The organism is Antrihabitans stalactiti (assembly GCF_012932915.1).
Lineage (GTDB): Bacteria > Actinomycetota > Actinomycetes > Mycobacteriales > Mycobacteriaceae > Antrihabitans > Antrihabitans stalactiti.
Genome location: NZ_VCQU01000001.1, coordinates 80106 through 96184, shown reverse-complemented (window position 1 = coordinate 96184; position 16079 = coordinate 80106). Strand labels below are relative to the sequence as shown.

Genomic DNA, 16079 nt, shown 5'->3' with positions numbered 1-16079 from the left:
TCACGCGAGCGTTGCTTGCGCAATCAGAACGGCGTAGAGCGCGAGCACGAACACCACCGGTGGTCCCAGCGGAAAGGTCTCGCGATCGGTGCGAAGAAACTTCGCTAACCCGACCGCGGGAAGGGCGAGCAGCACCGGGGGCAGCCAGCCGAACACCGCTGCCGCACCGTCCAATTGCCATGGGCGTGCGAGCAGCACTTCGGCGCCGACCGCCACCACCGCGAAGACCGCTATCGCGGTGGCACTTCCGGTTGCGCCGAGTGCGTTCGAATACAGGTGTTCGCTCGGCGCATGCACTTTGGACGTCTTGCGCGCAAACTCGAACTGCAGGAATGCACCGGCGAAGACGGCGACGACAGCGACGGCCTGCCACCGCGATCCCACTTCGCCGGTGTCGACCGCCGACACGAGAACGTATGCGGTGACGAGCAATTGGACCGGGTAGGTCACAGCGAGGTTGAGCATGATGTCGTCGCGGACCCGAGGGAGCGCGGCTTCCGCAGCCCAGAGGAACAGTCCATACAGCAAGGTCAGGCACATGACCACAACCGAGCCGACCGACAAGAACGCGCTTGCCGCAACGGATATCGCGGCCAGCACGGCCATCGACGCGCGCAATTCGGTCGCGCTGACCGCTCCGGTGACGAGCGGGCGATCGGGATTGTGGACGCGGTCGTACTCGAGATCCTTCTGCTCGTCGACCATGCGCAGATAGAGCAAGACGAGCAAAACGACGACGATGCGGATCACGGTGTCGCGGCCGGGCCGGTACGGCAACGGTCCAGCGGTCGCGACGGCCGCGGTGCCTTCGAGGGCGAGCACCCACAACACGCCGTAGACCATGTAGTGCGGCTTGTACATGACGACGATGAAGTGGGCGACGCGTTGGAGCGACGAGATCACAGCACGAATCCTGCGACGAACTGCGCAGCAGGACGGCCGAACTGGCGAATGCTGCACGAGACGACGGCACGGTCGTCGGTCACCTCGGCTATCTCGGAGATGACGACGCTCGGGCGATCGAGCTCGAGGAACGCGTCGAAGGTGCTCTTCACGCAGTCCAGGCCGGGTGTTGCGTCCGGGAACCGGGATCGCAGTGCCGCAACACCGATCTGCCGGCATGCCTCGATCTGCAGCGAGCCTGGCATGTGGTCGACCGGATGATCGAAAAGCGTTGCGTGACCGGTGTCCACGACCAACATCGACTTGGCTGTATTGCCGTACAGCTTCGGCGGGCTGATCACGACATTTCTGTTCAGGTGCCTGCCGACCGACGCTGCGGCAACGGGTACGCAGTGCGGAATCGGCTCGACCACATCGGGCAATCCTGCTTTGGAGCGGATGTCACGGCGCAGACTTATCCACTGCGGTTTGGGAATCCAGGAGAATTTGCTGTCGACCACCATCATCGGCATCCCGGACCGCTTGATGTCGACCGTCACGCTCATCCCCGTGAGCGCGTCGTGCTGATGGACCAGCCTGGTCACCTGCGTGACCATCGTCAGCTCCGCAGGCTTGGCATCGATGTCCCACGCGCGCCCGTCGATCGCCCGTCCGTTGAAGGTGCGGAGAAGGAAGGCCATGGTGAACGGAACGTCGAAATGCTCGTGCACCACCACCATTCCGCTCTGCCGGGCAGCTTCCATGACCATCATCGGGTCGTAGGCGTTCTCGAGCGTGCCGGTGTGGTCGCCGAAGAACGCGTGGGATCGAGGCAGCTGCGCGGTCGTGACGAACTGGTCGTCGCGGCGCTTCGTCAACGATGTGACGAACACTTCGGCGATCTGGGCGCGATGCACGAGCTCCCGCGAGATGGCGTGCGTGTGTGGGGTAGTCACGACTGCCCTCCCATTCGCGCACGCCAGTCCGCGGGGTCGGCGGCCCCGAGGATCTGTGTGCCAGTAGCGGTCCGCATCGGCAGGACAGCCGAGCCCACAACCAGGACCGGCCACGGGTCGAGCGGCCAGTCGACATCCCATGCAGTGGTGAGCAGTTCGGCCCACGCAGCGTTAGGCACTGTGTCACCTTCGAGGACCAGCCGCGCCTTTTCTTGAAGTCGTTGCGGCAGTTCCTCGCCCGACCGCAACCGCTTCTTCAGCGCGGCCTCGGCGTCGGACCGTTCGAAACTGCCTGCTTCGACGGTCTCGTACAGTTGCTGTCCCAAATGCTTCGCCACAGCACTGCGGTCGATGCCCGTCAAAGCTTCACCGATCACGACGCGTCGCTCGTGCTCGGTGAAGTAGATTCCGAGTTCCCGCACCACATCTGCTGGATCATCAGGCGTATGAACCATATTCAGCAGATAGGTGCCGCCGCCGAGGAGGTGGCGCAGATGACCCGGCTGCCGTTTCGACGGCGCGGTCGGACCCTTGCGCTCGGTCAGTCGCACCGACGTCGGCAACTCGTCGGCAGCGTCGGTGACCACGAGCAGCAGCGACGACGACACGTTGAGGAGCAGGTCGGCAAGTGTGCGTCGCTCGGCCGACGCGATGTTCCACTGGAAGTACCACAGCGAGCGCACGAAATGACCGTTCGCGGCCACTGTTCGCGCGGAGACGACGCGAAACCCGTTGTCTGCCAGCCACTGCAGCGTCGGCTCGACAGCGCGTGCCACGATAGCGTCCGGCTTGAGGAACAGCAGACCATGCCGGAGCGCGAACGATTCGACATCGGCGCCGAGCCGGGAAAGCTGTTCGACACTTTCCAGAAAATAGGTATCGGTGACGTAGGCCGCGACCTTCTCGGGCATCGTCGTGAGCGAACGCGCAACGTCCTCGGTCATGTTGTCGCTCCAATTCTTCGAAGGACGTCATCGATCGACGGCAGCGGAATTCCTAGATACCCGGTATCGAGGCAATGATCGAGAAGTGTTCGGAGGTAGTCCTTTCCGGTTGCGGGCGGCGGGGCGCCCAGTAGTTCACGAGTGTTGGTGGTGTCGAAGCTCGGACGCCGATCGAAGTAGCTCTCGTACAGCACGCCGATGCGCCGGTAGTACTCGCGCTCATTGCGATCCAGATTGTCGACCGAGAACGTCGAGGGCGGAACATATTTCGCGACCTCGAACGAGGGGTACTCCGCCAGGACATCGGAAATCTCACGCAGCGAGATCGTTTCGTTCCCGGCGGCGTGGAACGTCTTCCCGGCGGCGCGATCGAGGTCGACGACGGCACCCACGATGACATCGGCGACGTAATCGACCGGCACCAGCGACAGCGTCGCGTCATAGCGACCCGGCAAGGATCGGAGCTTGCCTTCGACGATGAGCTTCACAACCGTGTAGAGATTTTTGTGCTCGCGTATCGCGCCGTCGGTCGCGCGACCGGTCACGATGCCGGGGCGCACGATGCAGGTGCGCAGACCAGCGGCTGCGGCTGCGCCGACCAGCTGCTCGGCCCGGAACTTGCTGGCCTCGTAGGCATTTCCGAACGTCTGCCCTGTGTCGAGGTCGCTTTCGAGAATCGTTCCGTTGCGGGTGCCGCAAACGTACGCGGTGCTCACGTAGATCAGTGGAACGGTCCATTCGCGGGCGAGCGCGATGGCGTGCTCGGTACCGGCAACGTTCAGCTCGTCGTATTCGGTTTGGCGAGCACCGAAGTCGGTGGTCGCGGCGCAGTGAACGATGGCGGTCACCGACATGCCGAGTGCGGCGCGCTCGTCGTCCGACAGTCCGAAGGATGGTGCCCGCACGTTGCCGTGTACGACTGCGGCACCGGGCACCGCACGGCCGTCGTTGGCAACGAAAGTCGAGTTCCGGTGTACGACCGCCGACACTGCGTCGCCGCGACCGACCAACTGCGACAACACCTCTACGCCGACCAATCCGCTGGCGCCGGTGAGCAATACATGAGTCACGATGTCGCCCCCTCGATCAGTTGGACGACGGCACCGACCGTGAGTACCCCGGCGAGATCCTCGGGCTTGTACGGCGGCAGATCGAAGGCCCGCTCGAGAACGACGGTCAGCTCCATCAGTCGCAAGGAATCATAGAAGAGGTCGTCGATCAGCCGCTGATCATCGGACACCGCCGCTGGCAGTTCGGGCGCCATCGACTTGACGATCTCGCGCACTTGCTCGGCGGTGCTCATCGTTCCCCCTCGGCATCGGAGCGCGCGTGCGGCTGAACCCCACCGGACGTCAACAGGTCTCGGGCCTCGTCGAGCGGCAACTTCGCGTTGAGGTACCCGGCTAGCCGCAGCCAGTCGTAACTGATGTCGAGCGTATGCCGCCATTGTTCGCGGGATGCGAAGGAATCCGGGAACGCGGAACCGTTGGCGATTTCACGAACAGCCTCGGCATAAGCGTCCAGTTCGGCGGGGTTTCGATCCGATTGCGGGTCGTCGAACCGCACGTGTTGTGCACGTGCGAGCTTCGCGAGCAATTCCGCCTTGCCTGGCGTGCTCGCCGGAATCAATCGGCGGAGCGCTGCCTGTGGCGCGACGTCGGCAGGAAGCGGATGAATGCCGAACGCGGACAGCAGCACTCGCGTCGACATGGCGATCAGCCGGTGTGCGGCGATGTCTGCAACTTGCCACTGTGAATTCTTCAGCGCACCACGGCAATCCTCGCGGGCGTTCTCCAACACGATGTTCGACCAGATCAGGGTCGTGGCGCATTCGGCGAAGCGGTCGGCTGCCAGCGGCGACAGCGTGACCGCGGCGTTCGGGTCCTGGGCGGCACCCCCGACGCCGAGCGTAGGTACCACTGTCCCGGGCGGCGGTGAATACGCGCCGGCCACCTCGCACATTGCCAATGCCGGCCGCAGCGGTTCGGCGTGCCAGCGCAGCCCGACGAAGCCGAGACGAACGAATTCTGCCAGCTCCGAGCCGATCCCGAAACGCGTCGACACCGTCGCCACGGATTGTCCGAAAACGACGGATCGCCAGGCTTGCCCGGTTGCCTCGGACAGGACGAACACGTCTCGTCGATTGCGCACGACGTGCAGCCGCCCGCCGATCGGCCAGGTCGTGACGTCCGGAACCCGTTGCAGGCGGACCGCATCTGGCGTGTTGTCGACTGCGGGGATCCCGGTGAGCGCTGCGGCGGCCAACACGTCGTCGAGCGAAGCGCCGGACTCGACCGAACGGTATCGCGCCGCCACCTCGTGAGGGCCGATCCGATCCAGTTGCCGTGGTAGCCATTTGGATTCGAGATACGTCTCGCCGAGGCTCGCGGCCCACGCCTTCATCGCCTGTGCGAGGCCGTCACGTGCCCAGCCATCGGCTTCCTCGTCGGCGCCCATGGCCGCGAGCGCAACGGAGTAACGCAGCGCCTGCACGGCTCGCGCGGACCACCACGTCTGCATCACGCGAGCAAACTCGTCGTACGGCACAACTGCGCGCAACCCCGCGATATCGGGATTGCCCTCGCGAACCACGTGTGCGCGAAGAAAGCGCTGGACCCGGTTCAGGGTGTCTTCGTCCGCCTCGCCGCTGGTGACGCGGTCGAGCTGTTGCCGCAGTTGCGCTTCCGAGCGGGTCCGGACCTCGACGCGGCGGCCGTCGACGAACAGCACCGTCGGCATCGTCGGCATCGGCTCGCTGCCCTTCGACACCACAAGGAAGTCGATGTCGGAGCCGTCGTTGCCGAAGCCCTCCGCGATCGAGCCTTCGAGCAGAACAGCGCAGTCGTCGGGAACGGTGCTGAGCTGGGTGGTCTCGTCGAGCAGCGTGCGAATGTAGTCGGCGGACAGGATGAGTTCGGGTGCCGTCATGTAGCACCCGCGTCGTGATCCACCGCGCCGTGCAATGCGCCTTCCTGCAACAACTGCCACATGACGCGTCTGCGGGGCTTCCCGCTCGAGGTGCGCCTGATCAGCCCCCGCGGACCGCTCACCACCCGGACCGACTTGGTCGACCCGACGACGGCAGCCGCCGCGCGACGGGCACCGTCGACCCACTCGCCACCGTCACGTTCAACGAATACCGCGACCATCGGCTCGCTCGCATTGGGGATCGCAACGCCCGCGACTTTGCCTGGTGCAATACCGATTTCGGCCGCGACTCGCGCCTCGACGTCTTCCATGAAGACAGACCGCCCACGGACCTTCAGGCTCGTTCCCATCCGGCCGAGGACGAAAAGCTCGCCGTCGTACAGGAACCCGGCGTCGCCGGAGAAAATCTTGCCGTCGACGATCCGGGTGCTCGAGTTCGAATAGTCGCCTTGGTAACCCCGTGCGACGGATTCGCCAGTTACCACGACCTCGCCGATCGTGCCGTCCGGCAACTCGGTGCCGTCGTCGTCGATGATCGCAACCTGCGACGTCTCGGTGGATCGTCCGAGGCCACTGGTCCAGCCGTCGCCGGAAATCTCTACGCCCGCAACTAGTTCACGCCGGTCGAGCACGTCGACCGGTTTGCCGAACCGCAACGCCGCGTAGTCCACGCGCAGCGCTACGACCGGCGATGTGCGCGCGGACGTGGTGATGTGCAGGGTGTTCTCCGCCATGCCGTACGCGATGGTCAGCGCCGACATATCGAATCCGTTGCCCGCGAGGAAGTTCGAGAACTCTACGACATCGCCGGGCGGCACCGGCTCGGACCCGAGCGCAAGCGTGCGCCAATTGGAGAAGTCCAGACCCTCCAGCTCCTGCGGACGGACGCGGCGCGCAACGTATTTCAGCGTGAAGGCGGGGGAGGGGCAATGCTTGCAGTGCGTCATCGCCCGCAACCACCGGGCGGGGTCGCGCACGAACTGGTCCGGGCGCAGCAAGTACAGATCACCTTGCACGGTGATGGTCATGAACAGCGCGCCGATGAGGCCCATATCGTGGTAGAGCGGCAGCCACGACGCCGTCGAATCGCCGTCCTGCCATTGCACAACACCTGCGATCCGAATGACGTTGTCTGCCAGGTTGCCCCACGTGATCTCCACGCCGCGCGGCGAACCCGTCGAGCCGGAGGTGAATTGCAGCAGGCACAGCTCACCAGGCTCTACCAATTCCGCGATCGGTGCGGTTGCTGCGAGAACGGCGTCGTCGATGATGAGTGGCTCGTCCGTGCGACCCGACGCGGCGATCGCACCCCGCACCAAGTCGGCGAAATCGCGCGAAGTGACAATCAGCGCAGGATCGGCGACGTCGAGGATCCCGCTCATGTGCTTGGTGTAGGTGTCGAGGTCTTCGAACATCGGCGGAGTGATCGGGGTGAACAACCCGCCCGCGGCCCAGGATGCATAGAACGCCGCGACGCAGTCGATGGTGGTCGGCATGACGACGCAGACGTTTTCGCCGGTCCGCAGACCGCGTTCGTGCAGCAGCGTGGCGATGCGCCGAGCGCGATCGGCAAGGTCGACGTAGGAGTAGAAATTCCAGCCGTCCGCTTCGTCACCGAAATAGACGCCAGTGCCTGCAGCGGGGTTGGTCAGCCAGTCACGGAGGTGCGCAACGGGAGTGGTCTGATCTGTCATCGTCTCAGTTCTCCTCGGACAGAATCGTCACGGTGCCGCTGGCGCCGTCTACTTCGATGTTCATTCCCGTGCGGACCAGCTTTGTCACGTCTTTGATCTGGACGACAGTCGGCACGCCGAGTTCGCGGGCAACGATTGCGACGTGCGTCAACGGGCTACCGCGTTCGATCACCAGTGCCGATGCCGACGGCAGTGCGGCAACCCAGCCTGGATCGGTTCGATACGCGACAAGAATTCCGCCCGCCACGTCCTGCGGCTCGGTCACCACGACCGCGCGACCCCGTACGACGCCGGATGCGGACGGAGTACCGCGCAATACGGTTCCGGCGGTGGCAGATTCGGTGGCGCTGATCGGTACCCAGCCTTGCGCGGCCAATTCGTCGTTGTGGAACGCCCGTCCTCTGGTGACGAACCGCGCCGGCGCGACCAACTCGGCATCCAAGGCGCGCTGCGCCTTTCGTGCCGCAACCAGACCTGCCAGCGCAGCCGTGTCAGTCGTTCCCTCGTAGCAGCCGTGCAATTCATCGAGGCGCAGGTAGAACACGTCGGTGAACTCGTCCAGAATGCCCTGGCGTGCCAGGTCGCGACCCATTGCGCGGATCGTCCGCTTGACCATGCCGAACGCCCGAGTTCGGCAGAACCGCAATCGTTCCCGGTTTCCGAGGGCTCGGCTTGTCTTGCCGCGGAGCTTCTCGTAGATCTTGCGGCGGACGCCGTGCAGGCGCGAGTCGAGATAGTCGTCGGCGTCCGCGCGCTTGGACAGTGGCGCATCGGGAAGAGCGCTGCGCAGCATGACGAACAAGCTGGCCGGATCCTCGCGTAGGTCAGGTGTTTCGAGCTTCAGTTCGTCGAGGCTGCGATAGCCATACTTGGCGATGTACTCGTCGACCTGCCCGGCGAACTCCTGCCAGTCCGATGCTTGCACAGCGGCGTATGCCTTTTCGGGTGGCGTGGTGTTGATGAAACGCGCCAGCTCCGGGTCCGCCCGGACGAACTTCGCCATATCCTGCATCGCCCGTGCAGGTTCGGCAGATTCGACGTCGGAACCTGGACTGACGACCGCGTATTGGAACCATTCGGGAGTGTCTTTCAGGAACAGCTTCGTCAACAGGAAGAGCAGGCCCGACGACGTCAACAGAATCGCGTCGAGCACCATCATCGGACCCCAGCGGTCCACGAGATCGCGCTCCAACTTTCGGTAGCGGCGATACACCTCCTCGCCGGGCAGCGTGTTGTAGTCGACGGCGTCGTATTCGTCGTAGACCTTGTAGAACTCCGTCATGAACGACTCTGTCTTGCTGTCGATCTCGGCGAAGCGTTTGATGTAGGTGGCGGTAGTGACTGCGCGAGAGAAGCCCTTGTGCGCGATCGTCTTGAAAGTGAACGGTCGCAACGTCTTTGCGAGGTCGTTTTCGATGGATTCGTCGACGCCGAGGGCGACCTCCAGCACCCGCCAGTTCAGCGGATAGCCAGGCGCGATGTGCACCATCCGGTACCAGTGCAGCAGGTTGTAGTAGACTCGGCCGTGGAAGTAGCCGAGCATCGCCGGGGTCCACACCTCCATCTGCCGCAGCTGCGCTTCCGGAACACGTAGTGACCGTGCGTAACTGCGGTAGACGCGGCCGTAGACGTCCGCGGCGGTGGTGAGGGTCAGCGGTGAACTGATGCCGCTGAAACTCTCGATGATGTTGGAGTTGTCCCAAATTCGCATCTCGTCGTCGGTGACGGCTTCGGTGGCGCCGAGAATGACGCCCTTCGACGGATCGACGGCGTCGGGCAGTGCAGTGATCGGCCGGACCTGAAGGACCCAGAAGTTTTCGCCGTCGCCGACCCACTCGATGTCCTGCGGTCCGTCGTGGAGCGACTCGATGGCGATCCCGAGTTCGGCCAGTTGCGCGAGTTCGTCGTCGCTGAGCGTCGGTTGGTTGCGTAGCTGCTCGGGCACAGGGGTGGGCGCGCACCCCGCGGCGCCGGTAGGGACGAATTGCTCGGACTTCTCGCCGACGACGCGGTCGTCGACGGCGCCTGTCGACTTGTCGATCACTACGTAATCGGCATCGACCGCGCCGGAGACCAAGCCCTCGCCCAAGCCGTAGACCGAACTGATCGCGATCTGGTTGCGTGCGCCGGTGATCGGATTGGCGGTGAAGATGACCCCGCTCGACTTGGCGTCCACCAGCCGCTGAACGACGACGGCGATGCCGCCTTTCGACACGCCGGTCCCGTGCTCGAACAGGTAGCGGACCGATCGATCCGAAAAACCGGACGCCCAGCATCGGCGCACTGCGTCGAGGACGTCGTCGAGCGTGGTGACGTTGAGGAAGGAATCGAATTGCCCGGCGAGCGAGCGGTCCACGCCGTCCTCGTCGGCGCCGGACGAGCGCACGGCAACCCGTCCCGAGCCGACCGATTCGTAGGCGAGCGCCACCATATCGCGCACTGGTTCCGGGATCGGGGAGCCGAGAATGGCGGTCCGTACGGTGGCCGCGCGGTCCAGCGCGGTGGCGAGGTCTGTTGCCGAAGTCAGCTCTGCGAGTAGCGAATTCACGTCATTGGCGGCAATGAACGCAGCGAAGGCGTCGACCCCGATCGCCGCCCACTCGGGGACCTTGAAACCGTGACAGGTCAGGGAGTGCAGCCCGCGTGCTTTACCGCCGGCAAGTTCTCGAATTGCCGTGCTGGGGGTGCTTGCTCCCAGAATCTGCACGCATTCCCCTTTGCGGTCGGTCGGTGGAAACGAACCCGAAACCATTCGTACAGTAATCGGCAAGCAATACGAAACCGCAACATATAGGGGCAGCCCCACCCCCGTGCGCGCGTCTAACCCCCAGAAGGGCGAAATTCACGCACAGTTCTACGCCCTCTACTGTGCGTGATTTTTACCCCTGGAGGGGTGAGACGCGCGCACGGGGTGGGTCAGCTGTGTTCCTGCAGCCAGGCGATGACGTCGGCGATGACCGCTTCTTTTTCCGGCTCGTTGAAGACCTCGTGGTACAGACCGTCGTAGATCTTGAGCGTCTTGTCGGTCGAACCTGCTCCTTCGACGACGATCTCGGCGCCCTCGGGCTTCACGAGCTTGTCGGCGGATCCGGCGATCACCAGAATCGGCTGCGTCACCTTTGCGAGCCCCGCCGTCACTCGATCGACCGCGTCGATGAATTCGGCACCGGTGCGAGCGCGGATCTTGCCCTTGACCATCAACGGATTGGTTCGGTGGTACTCGACGATTGCCGGGTCCCGGCTCACCGTCTCCGAATCCAGTTCGACCGTGGGCGCATTCGGCGCAACGACGGATAGCACCTTGGCGACCTTCAATAGCAACGGCGACGCGACGTCCTGCACCAGCGGCGGTGCCGACAGCACGACCCCGCGCAGTTCCTGCGGGTTGCCGACCAAGTAGTCCAGGGTGATCAGCGAACCCATGCTGTGCGCAACGATGAACGGCGCGAAACCGGGATGACGGCCTGCGGCCAGCGCAAGAAGCGCATCGACACCCGCGACGACCTCGGACATACGTCCGATCTGACCCCGCGGACCCTCCGACCGGCCGTGCCCGGCGTGGTCGATGGCGTACACCGCGAAGCCTGCCTCGGCGAGTCTCGTGCCGACCCACTCGTACCGACCGCTGTGTTCGTGGAGGCCGTGCACCAGCACGATGACGCCTCGACTTGTGTCCGGTCCGATCCAGCTCTGCCAGTGCAGCTTTCGCTCACCGGCTCCTGCGAGCTTGCCATCGGCGTGCTCGGTCATCTAGTCCTCCGTTGCTGTGTCGGATCCCTCGTCGCCCCGGCCCAGGGCAAGAACCTCTTCCAAGCCTTCTTTCATACACTGCACCAGCAACGCGACGTCGGGCACGGCGGTTCCGTCGCAGTTGAGTCCGAAGCAGCAAGTACCTGCGTGCGACACCATCGCCGCCATGATCGCCACTCCGGGCAGCGGTCCGAAAGGGTACGCCCGTTCGATCCGTGCGCCTGCCATATAGACGGGGTAGGGGATGCCTGGAACGTTCGACGCGGAGATATCGGCGGCCGACCCGAGTCGCATGGCGGCAGCCCCCAGCGCCGACGGCAACCGATTGACCACCGGTGCGGCGAATTCCATGCTGCCCAGCGCAGGCTCCACGCGCAGCGACAGGACCGTTCCGCGAATGATGGCGATTCGCTCGGCGGGGTCGACCACGCCGATGGGTGCGGCGAACATCGCACCCGCAAACTTGTTGCCGCCCATGGGGTCGTCGGCCTTGCGCAAACTCAACGGCATGGCCATCGGGATTTCGTCCAAGCTGTAGCCGAACATCTCGTGGTAATGCCGCAGGCCGCCCAGCAGTACCGCGACGTACGCGTCGTTGAGTGAGCCACTGGCGGCTTTCGCGGCGGCCTTGAGATCCTTCAATTCGCACTCGAAAACGCCGAAACGCCACGACTTTCCGGTCCTGATGCGGAACAGGGGCGACCCGGCGACCGGCGGTGGAGCAATCGTGCGTCGCGCCGAGGCTGCCAGGCGAAGGGCCTCGTCGGCGGCGGCGCCCGGGCGCAGCAACGCGCGAGCGCCCGCCGAGAGCAGCCCACGCGCGGCCGACGGAATTCGGCGAATGGTTTCGTTCAGCTCGTCGACTGCGAGCGATTGTGCGTCGGGATCGTCGGGACTCGGAACTGGCTCAGGGAGGGGATCTTTCGGTGTGTGCTCGGACGTCCGGCTCTGAATGAGCGACAGCATCTGAACACTGCCGACGCCGTCGGTGAGCGAATGGTGCAACTTGAGCAAGTACGCAGCCTTGCCACCGGGCAAGCCTTCGATCAGGGTGCCTTCCCACAACGGCCTGGTGCGGTCGAACGGCGCCATTGCCGCCGATTGGGCGAACGCGAGTAGCTCCGGCATTCGCGCGGGTGCGGGCAGTTGGGTTCGACGCAGGTGATAGTCGAGATCGAACGAGGGATCGACCGTCCATGCAGGCGGGCCGACCGGGACCAACGGTTCCAGCACCCGCTCCCGCAGGCGATGGATCATCTTGGTCGCCCAATCATGTGCCGCGCGAAGGCGATCCCACTCGGGAACGCTATCGAGCAACATGAGCGTGCAGATCGTCGACGACCCGCGTGGATGCCGCTCGCTGCGCCACATGAGCGTTTCCAGCTCGTTCATCCGATGGTCGGCACCCCACTGGGAGGCCATCGACCACGCACGGCGGTTGGCTTCGACCAGGTCGTGATTCTTGTCATCGATCGTCATCGCGCCAGCACCTTATCTTTCCGGCCACTTGTCCAGCGTGTCGGCGAAAAGTTGTCGCACTTCCGCCACCCTCTGATCGAGCGTCTCGACGGTCCACTCGTCGGTCGGGATCGGGTCCAGCACACAGACTTCGACGGTCCCTGGGTTTACTACCGCCGATTGACGCCACATCAGTTCCCCAGCGTTGCGCAGCACGATCGGAACGATCGGCACACCTGCCTGCATCGCCATGTGGAACGCGCCCTTCTTGAACGGCGCAAGTACCGGCGTCGGAGTCCGTGTCCCCTCCGGGAAGATCACGATCGAGGTACCGTCCTTCACCCGTTCGACAACTTTGTCCAAGGCGGCACGAGCCTGTGCCGTGTTGCCTCGGTCGACGAATGCGGGCGCGAGAAGGGTGTTGAAAAGTATTGTCCGCGGGTCGTTCTTGGCCTCGATCTTGCCGACAGCGGTGATGTCGCGGCGCAGGAGCGCGAACACGATGACGGGGTCGAGCGCGCTGGTGTGGTTGCCGATGAAGATCGCCGGACGCGCCTTGGTCAAGTTGTGCTCGCCGATGACGTCGAGTGAGATGCCGGCGAGTTTCAGCCCGATGTCGGTACCGACCGAGATCGCCGCGTTCGCGCCACGCTGGCGATCGCGGTTGAGGAGTCCGACAGCGGCACCGACCCCGAACCCCGCGTTCAGTCCGACCAGCATGCCGACCGTACCGAGGTAGGACCGCAGCCCGGGGGAGCGCGGTTCGCGCAGATTGAGGACAGGCCAGCCGTAGTCTGCGGCGGCCTGGCGCAATGCCGGATGCGGATTCAGCGCGTTGGGATGGCCGACCGATGCGAGGAAGGCGATGTCTTCCTGGCCGTTGGCGTACGCGTGGCTGGCCCGGAGGTCGAGTTGCTTGGTGCGCGCGTACTTTCGGACCGCACTTGCCTTCCCCTCACCCCAGAGAATCCCAGTAGGCGATTCGCCGGTGAAGATGCCGTTCGCGACGCCGAGCTCGGTACACAAGACCTCGCTTATGCCCAGATCCCTTGCCAGCGGCTCGATCTGGGCACGCGTCGCGGCCGAGGCAACGGCAACCGTGTGGCCCTTGCGCAGATGCGCTCGGACCAGTTGTCTAGCCTCCGGGCGAATCGTGCCCGCGATCTTCTGGACGAACAGCCGCTCACCCATTTCGATCTGCTCGTCGGCGTTGCGCCCCTTCAACGCTGACAGCGCGCCACCGGTGATCTTCTTCGGATCGCCGCCGAGGGCGCTACCGTCGATCGCGGAAATAAGCATCTTCGCGAGATCGCCCGGTGCGAGCTGACCGCGTCGCACCCATTCGGAGTAGAAGGTGCCTGCCGTGTAGCCCTGGACCAGCGTGCCGTCCAGGTCGAAAAAAGCACCGATCCGCGGACCCGACGGTCCAGCCTCGACCGCCTTGATCACCTCGTCGACTGTTGTCATGACCGTCCAGTGTGTGCTTGCGACATCGCGGCGACCTGATTGACCTGCCGCACGGTCTCGGCCAGTTCGCTCGCGAATTCCGTTCTGCGCTTTGCTAGTTCGGGTGCAGTGGACTCGACCAAACCACGATGGCGGGCCAGCCGCAGCGCCGGTTTGAACAATTCGAGCGAGACGGATTCCTCGCTGGCGATCCGCTTCTGCATCGCCCATTGCTTGCCGACGCGAAGGCATTCGTCGAGGAATTGCTTCTCGTCGAATTCATCGTCGTCCTCCAGCGCGGCAAGTCGATCGGCAACGACGTGATACGCGTCGAGATACGGCCGAAGGACCAGATGCGCGATGAGCGGTTTGCCCTTCTCCAGCCAGATGCGCGCCTCCTCGGCATCGAATTTGTCGATGCGGGCGGCGGCATCGGCATCGATCGTCGCGAGTTCGGTCCGCATCTCCTCGGCGAAATCGGGTCGCGAGGAGAAGAAGAAGTCGAACTTCAGGAGGTCGCGCAACCGAAGCGTCTCGTCGAGTGCTGCTCGCGCGCCGTTGTCGCTTTCGGTCGCGGCGACCAAGGCCAGCTCGCCGATCGACCGGTCGACGAGGATGTGCACTGCCGTATTGCGGTAGAACGCGGCCACGAGGTGTTTCTGCGGGCCGATGTCCCAAATCGTCTCTGTGCCACCCTCGTAACTGGTGAGCACGCCGGACGACACCAGCTCCTGGAGGGTTCGCCGGACGGTCGCGCGGTCGGTCAGATTCAGTGCACCGGCGACCTGCCACTGCCGTCGCTCGATGTAGCGCGCCAGCGGCGAGACCGTGCCCAGCACCTCGTCGAGGCTGAGTGCACGGTCGGCGGCGAGCATCGCGACGCAGACGATTGCCGTCGCGGTGACGGGTGTGGCGCGATTGATGCGATGGCAGGTATCGAGCGCAATTCGTTCGACGATGTGGGCACCGTCGGGGTCTTCACCACGCAACTCGGCCAGTCGTTCGCGGACGGGAATCGGCGTACCGAAATCCAGGTAGGCGCGCCCGAGGTGCTCGCCTTGCGATCGCGCAAAATTCACCAGCCAGCGCAGGTCTTCGGGGCGCTTATTCCCACCGCGAGCTTCGGAGGTCATCATGCTGACCTCGTGCAATTGTTCGTAAACGAACGAGACCGGAACGATGAGCGCGTCCGGACCCGTCGACGCTTCGACCGCGTCGGCAACGTAGCGCAGGATGCCGTAGACCGGTGGGCGAAGTTTGCCGGTCCGCGTGCGGCCGCCCTCGATCGACCAACACAGATTCTGGCGATTGCGGATCAGCTGACCGATGTAGGACCGCAACGCCAGCCGATACACCGGAAGATCGGAAGTGGAACGACGGATGAAGACGACCCCGGTGCGGCTGGCGATGGCACCGAATGGGAAGAAGTTGAGGTTGGCGCCACCCATCGTGAACGGCGCCGAAATGCCGTGCGCCGCAAGGGTGACGGGCAGGATGAACCCATCCAGATATGACCGGTGCGAGAACAGGAAGAGCAGCGAATGCTTCTTGCTCAGTCCGCGCAACCGACGCGCTTCCTCCTCGTCGACGACGATGTCGTGCGCACGATTCAGCCAGCCGCCGAACCGTTCCCACATCTTGCCTGCGCGGTCGGAATGAACCGCCGACATCTCGCGCAAATACGCCGCGGCATCGGCCTTGACGTCGTCGAGCTCGAGGTTGTACTTACGTGCAAGGGCCTCGAGACCGGCGGCGAAGGTGTCGTCGGCGAGCAATTCGGCGACTTCGGGTCGATCAGTTGGTAGGGCTGAAGTCGCTTCGCCGAAAATGCCGACGCGTTGCAGCGCTTTGCGCGCGTGAACGCGGTCGAGATTGTCGGCAATAGCCAACCGTTCACCAAGACTCATTGCCTTCGCCCCTCGCCTATGAGGTAGATCACTCGCTCGCCAGTCTCCATTGGGCAGCTTAGGGGGTCAAGCACCCGGGATCTGCTGTAACGCCGAAGCCTTCGCGATGCACTG

General features: G+C 64.3%; 12 protein-coding genes. All 12 read right to left on the bottom strand.

Translation table 11 applies throughout. The features are described 5' to 3' along the window. The gene (locus FGL95_RS00475) at positions 1–903 is read right to left on the bottom strand and encodes a UbiA prenyltransferase family protein (RefSeq protein ID WP_338079663.1); all 903 of its coding nucleotides are present in this window, start codon (positions 901–903) and stop codon (positions 1–3) included. Then, positions 900–1838, bottom strand: coding sequence for a ScbA/BarX family gamma-butyrolactone biosynthesis protein (locus FGL95_RS00470; protein WP_169584217.1), 939 nt, complete (start codon positions 1836–1838; stop codon positions 900–902). The genes FGL95_RS00475 and FGL95_RS00470 overlap by 4 nt, the downstream gene beginning before the upstream one ends. Continuing rightward, the gene (locus FGL95_RS00465; protein ID WP_169584216.1) at positions 1835–2782 is read right to left on the bottom strand and encodes a nucleoside-diphosphate kinase; all 948 of its coding nucleotides are present in this window, start codon (positions 2780–2782) and stop codon (positions 1835–1837) included. Before FGL95_RS00465 ends, FGL95_RS00470 begins: the two co-directional genes overlap by 4 nt. Then, positions 2779–3852, bottom strand: a complete 1074-nt coding sequence (locus FGL95_RS00460) for an SDR family oxidoreductase (protein ID WP_338079662.1) — start codon at positions 3850–3852, stop codon at positions 2779–2781. The genes FGL95_RS00465 and FGL95_RS00460 overlap by 4 nt, the downstream gene beginning before the upstream one ends. Beyond that, entirely contained in the window at positions 3849–4085 is a 237-nt protein-coding gene (locus tag FGL95_RS00455) for an acyl carrier protein (RefSeq protein ID WP_169584215.1), read from the bottom strand. The genes FGL95_RS00460 and FGL95_RS00455 overlap by 4 nt, the downstream gene beginning before the upstream one ends. Continuing rightward, complete coding sequence (locus FGL95_RS32115) at positions 4082–5710, bottom strand: nucleotidyltransferase domain-containing protein (protein ID WP_240962626.1); 1629 nt, start codon at positions 5708–5710, stop codon at positions 4082–4084. Before FGL95_RS32115 ends, FGL95_RS00455 begins: the two co-directional genes overlap by 4 nt. Next, on the bottom strand, positions 5707–7404 hold the full coding sequence (locus FGL95_RS32110) for an AMP-binding protein (protein WP_240962625.1): 1698 nt from the start codon (positions 7402–7404) through the stop codon (positions 5707–5709). Before FGL95_RS32110 ends, FGL95_RS32115 begins: the two co-directional genes overlap by 4 nt. Before the next feature lie 4 nt (positions 7405–7408). Then, on the bottom strand, positions 7409–10111 hold the full coding sequence (locus FGL95_RS00445; protein ID WP_338079661.1) for a phosphoenolpyruvate synthase: 2703 nt from the start codon (positions 10109–10111) through the stop codon (positions 7409–7411). Positions 10112–10320: 209 nt separating this feature from the next. Further along, positions 10321–11154 (bottom strand): alpha/beta hydrolase, encoded by an 834-nt coding sequence (locus FGL95_RS00440; protein ID WP_169584213.1) that lies wholly within the window; start codon positions 11152–11154, stop codon positions 10321–10323. Continuing rightward, positions 11155–12633, bottom strand: a complete 1479-nt coding sequence (locus FGL95_RS00435) for a wax ester/triacylglycerol synthase domain-containing protein (protein WP_169584212.1) — start codon at positions 12631–12633, stop codon at positions 11155–11157. Between the two features lie 12 nt (positions 12634–12645). Continuing rightward, a complete protein-coding gene (locus FGL95_RS00430) occupies positions 12646–14079 on the bottom strand; it encodes an HAD-IB family hydrolase (protein ID WP_169584211.1) in 1434 nt (477 codons plus the stop codon). After that, on the bottom strand, positions 14076–15965 hold the full coding sequence (locus tag FGL95_RS00425; RefSeq protein ID WP_169584210.1) for a lysophospholipid acyltransferase: 1890 nt from the start codon (positions 15963–15965) through the stop codon (positions 14076–14078). The genes FGL95_RS00430 and FGL95_RS00425 overlap by 4 nt, the downstream gene beginning before the upstream one ends. Positions 15966–16079 lie beyond the last annotated feature (114 nt).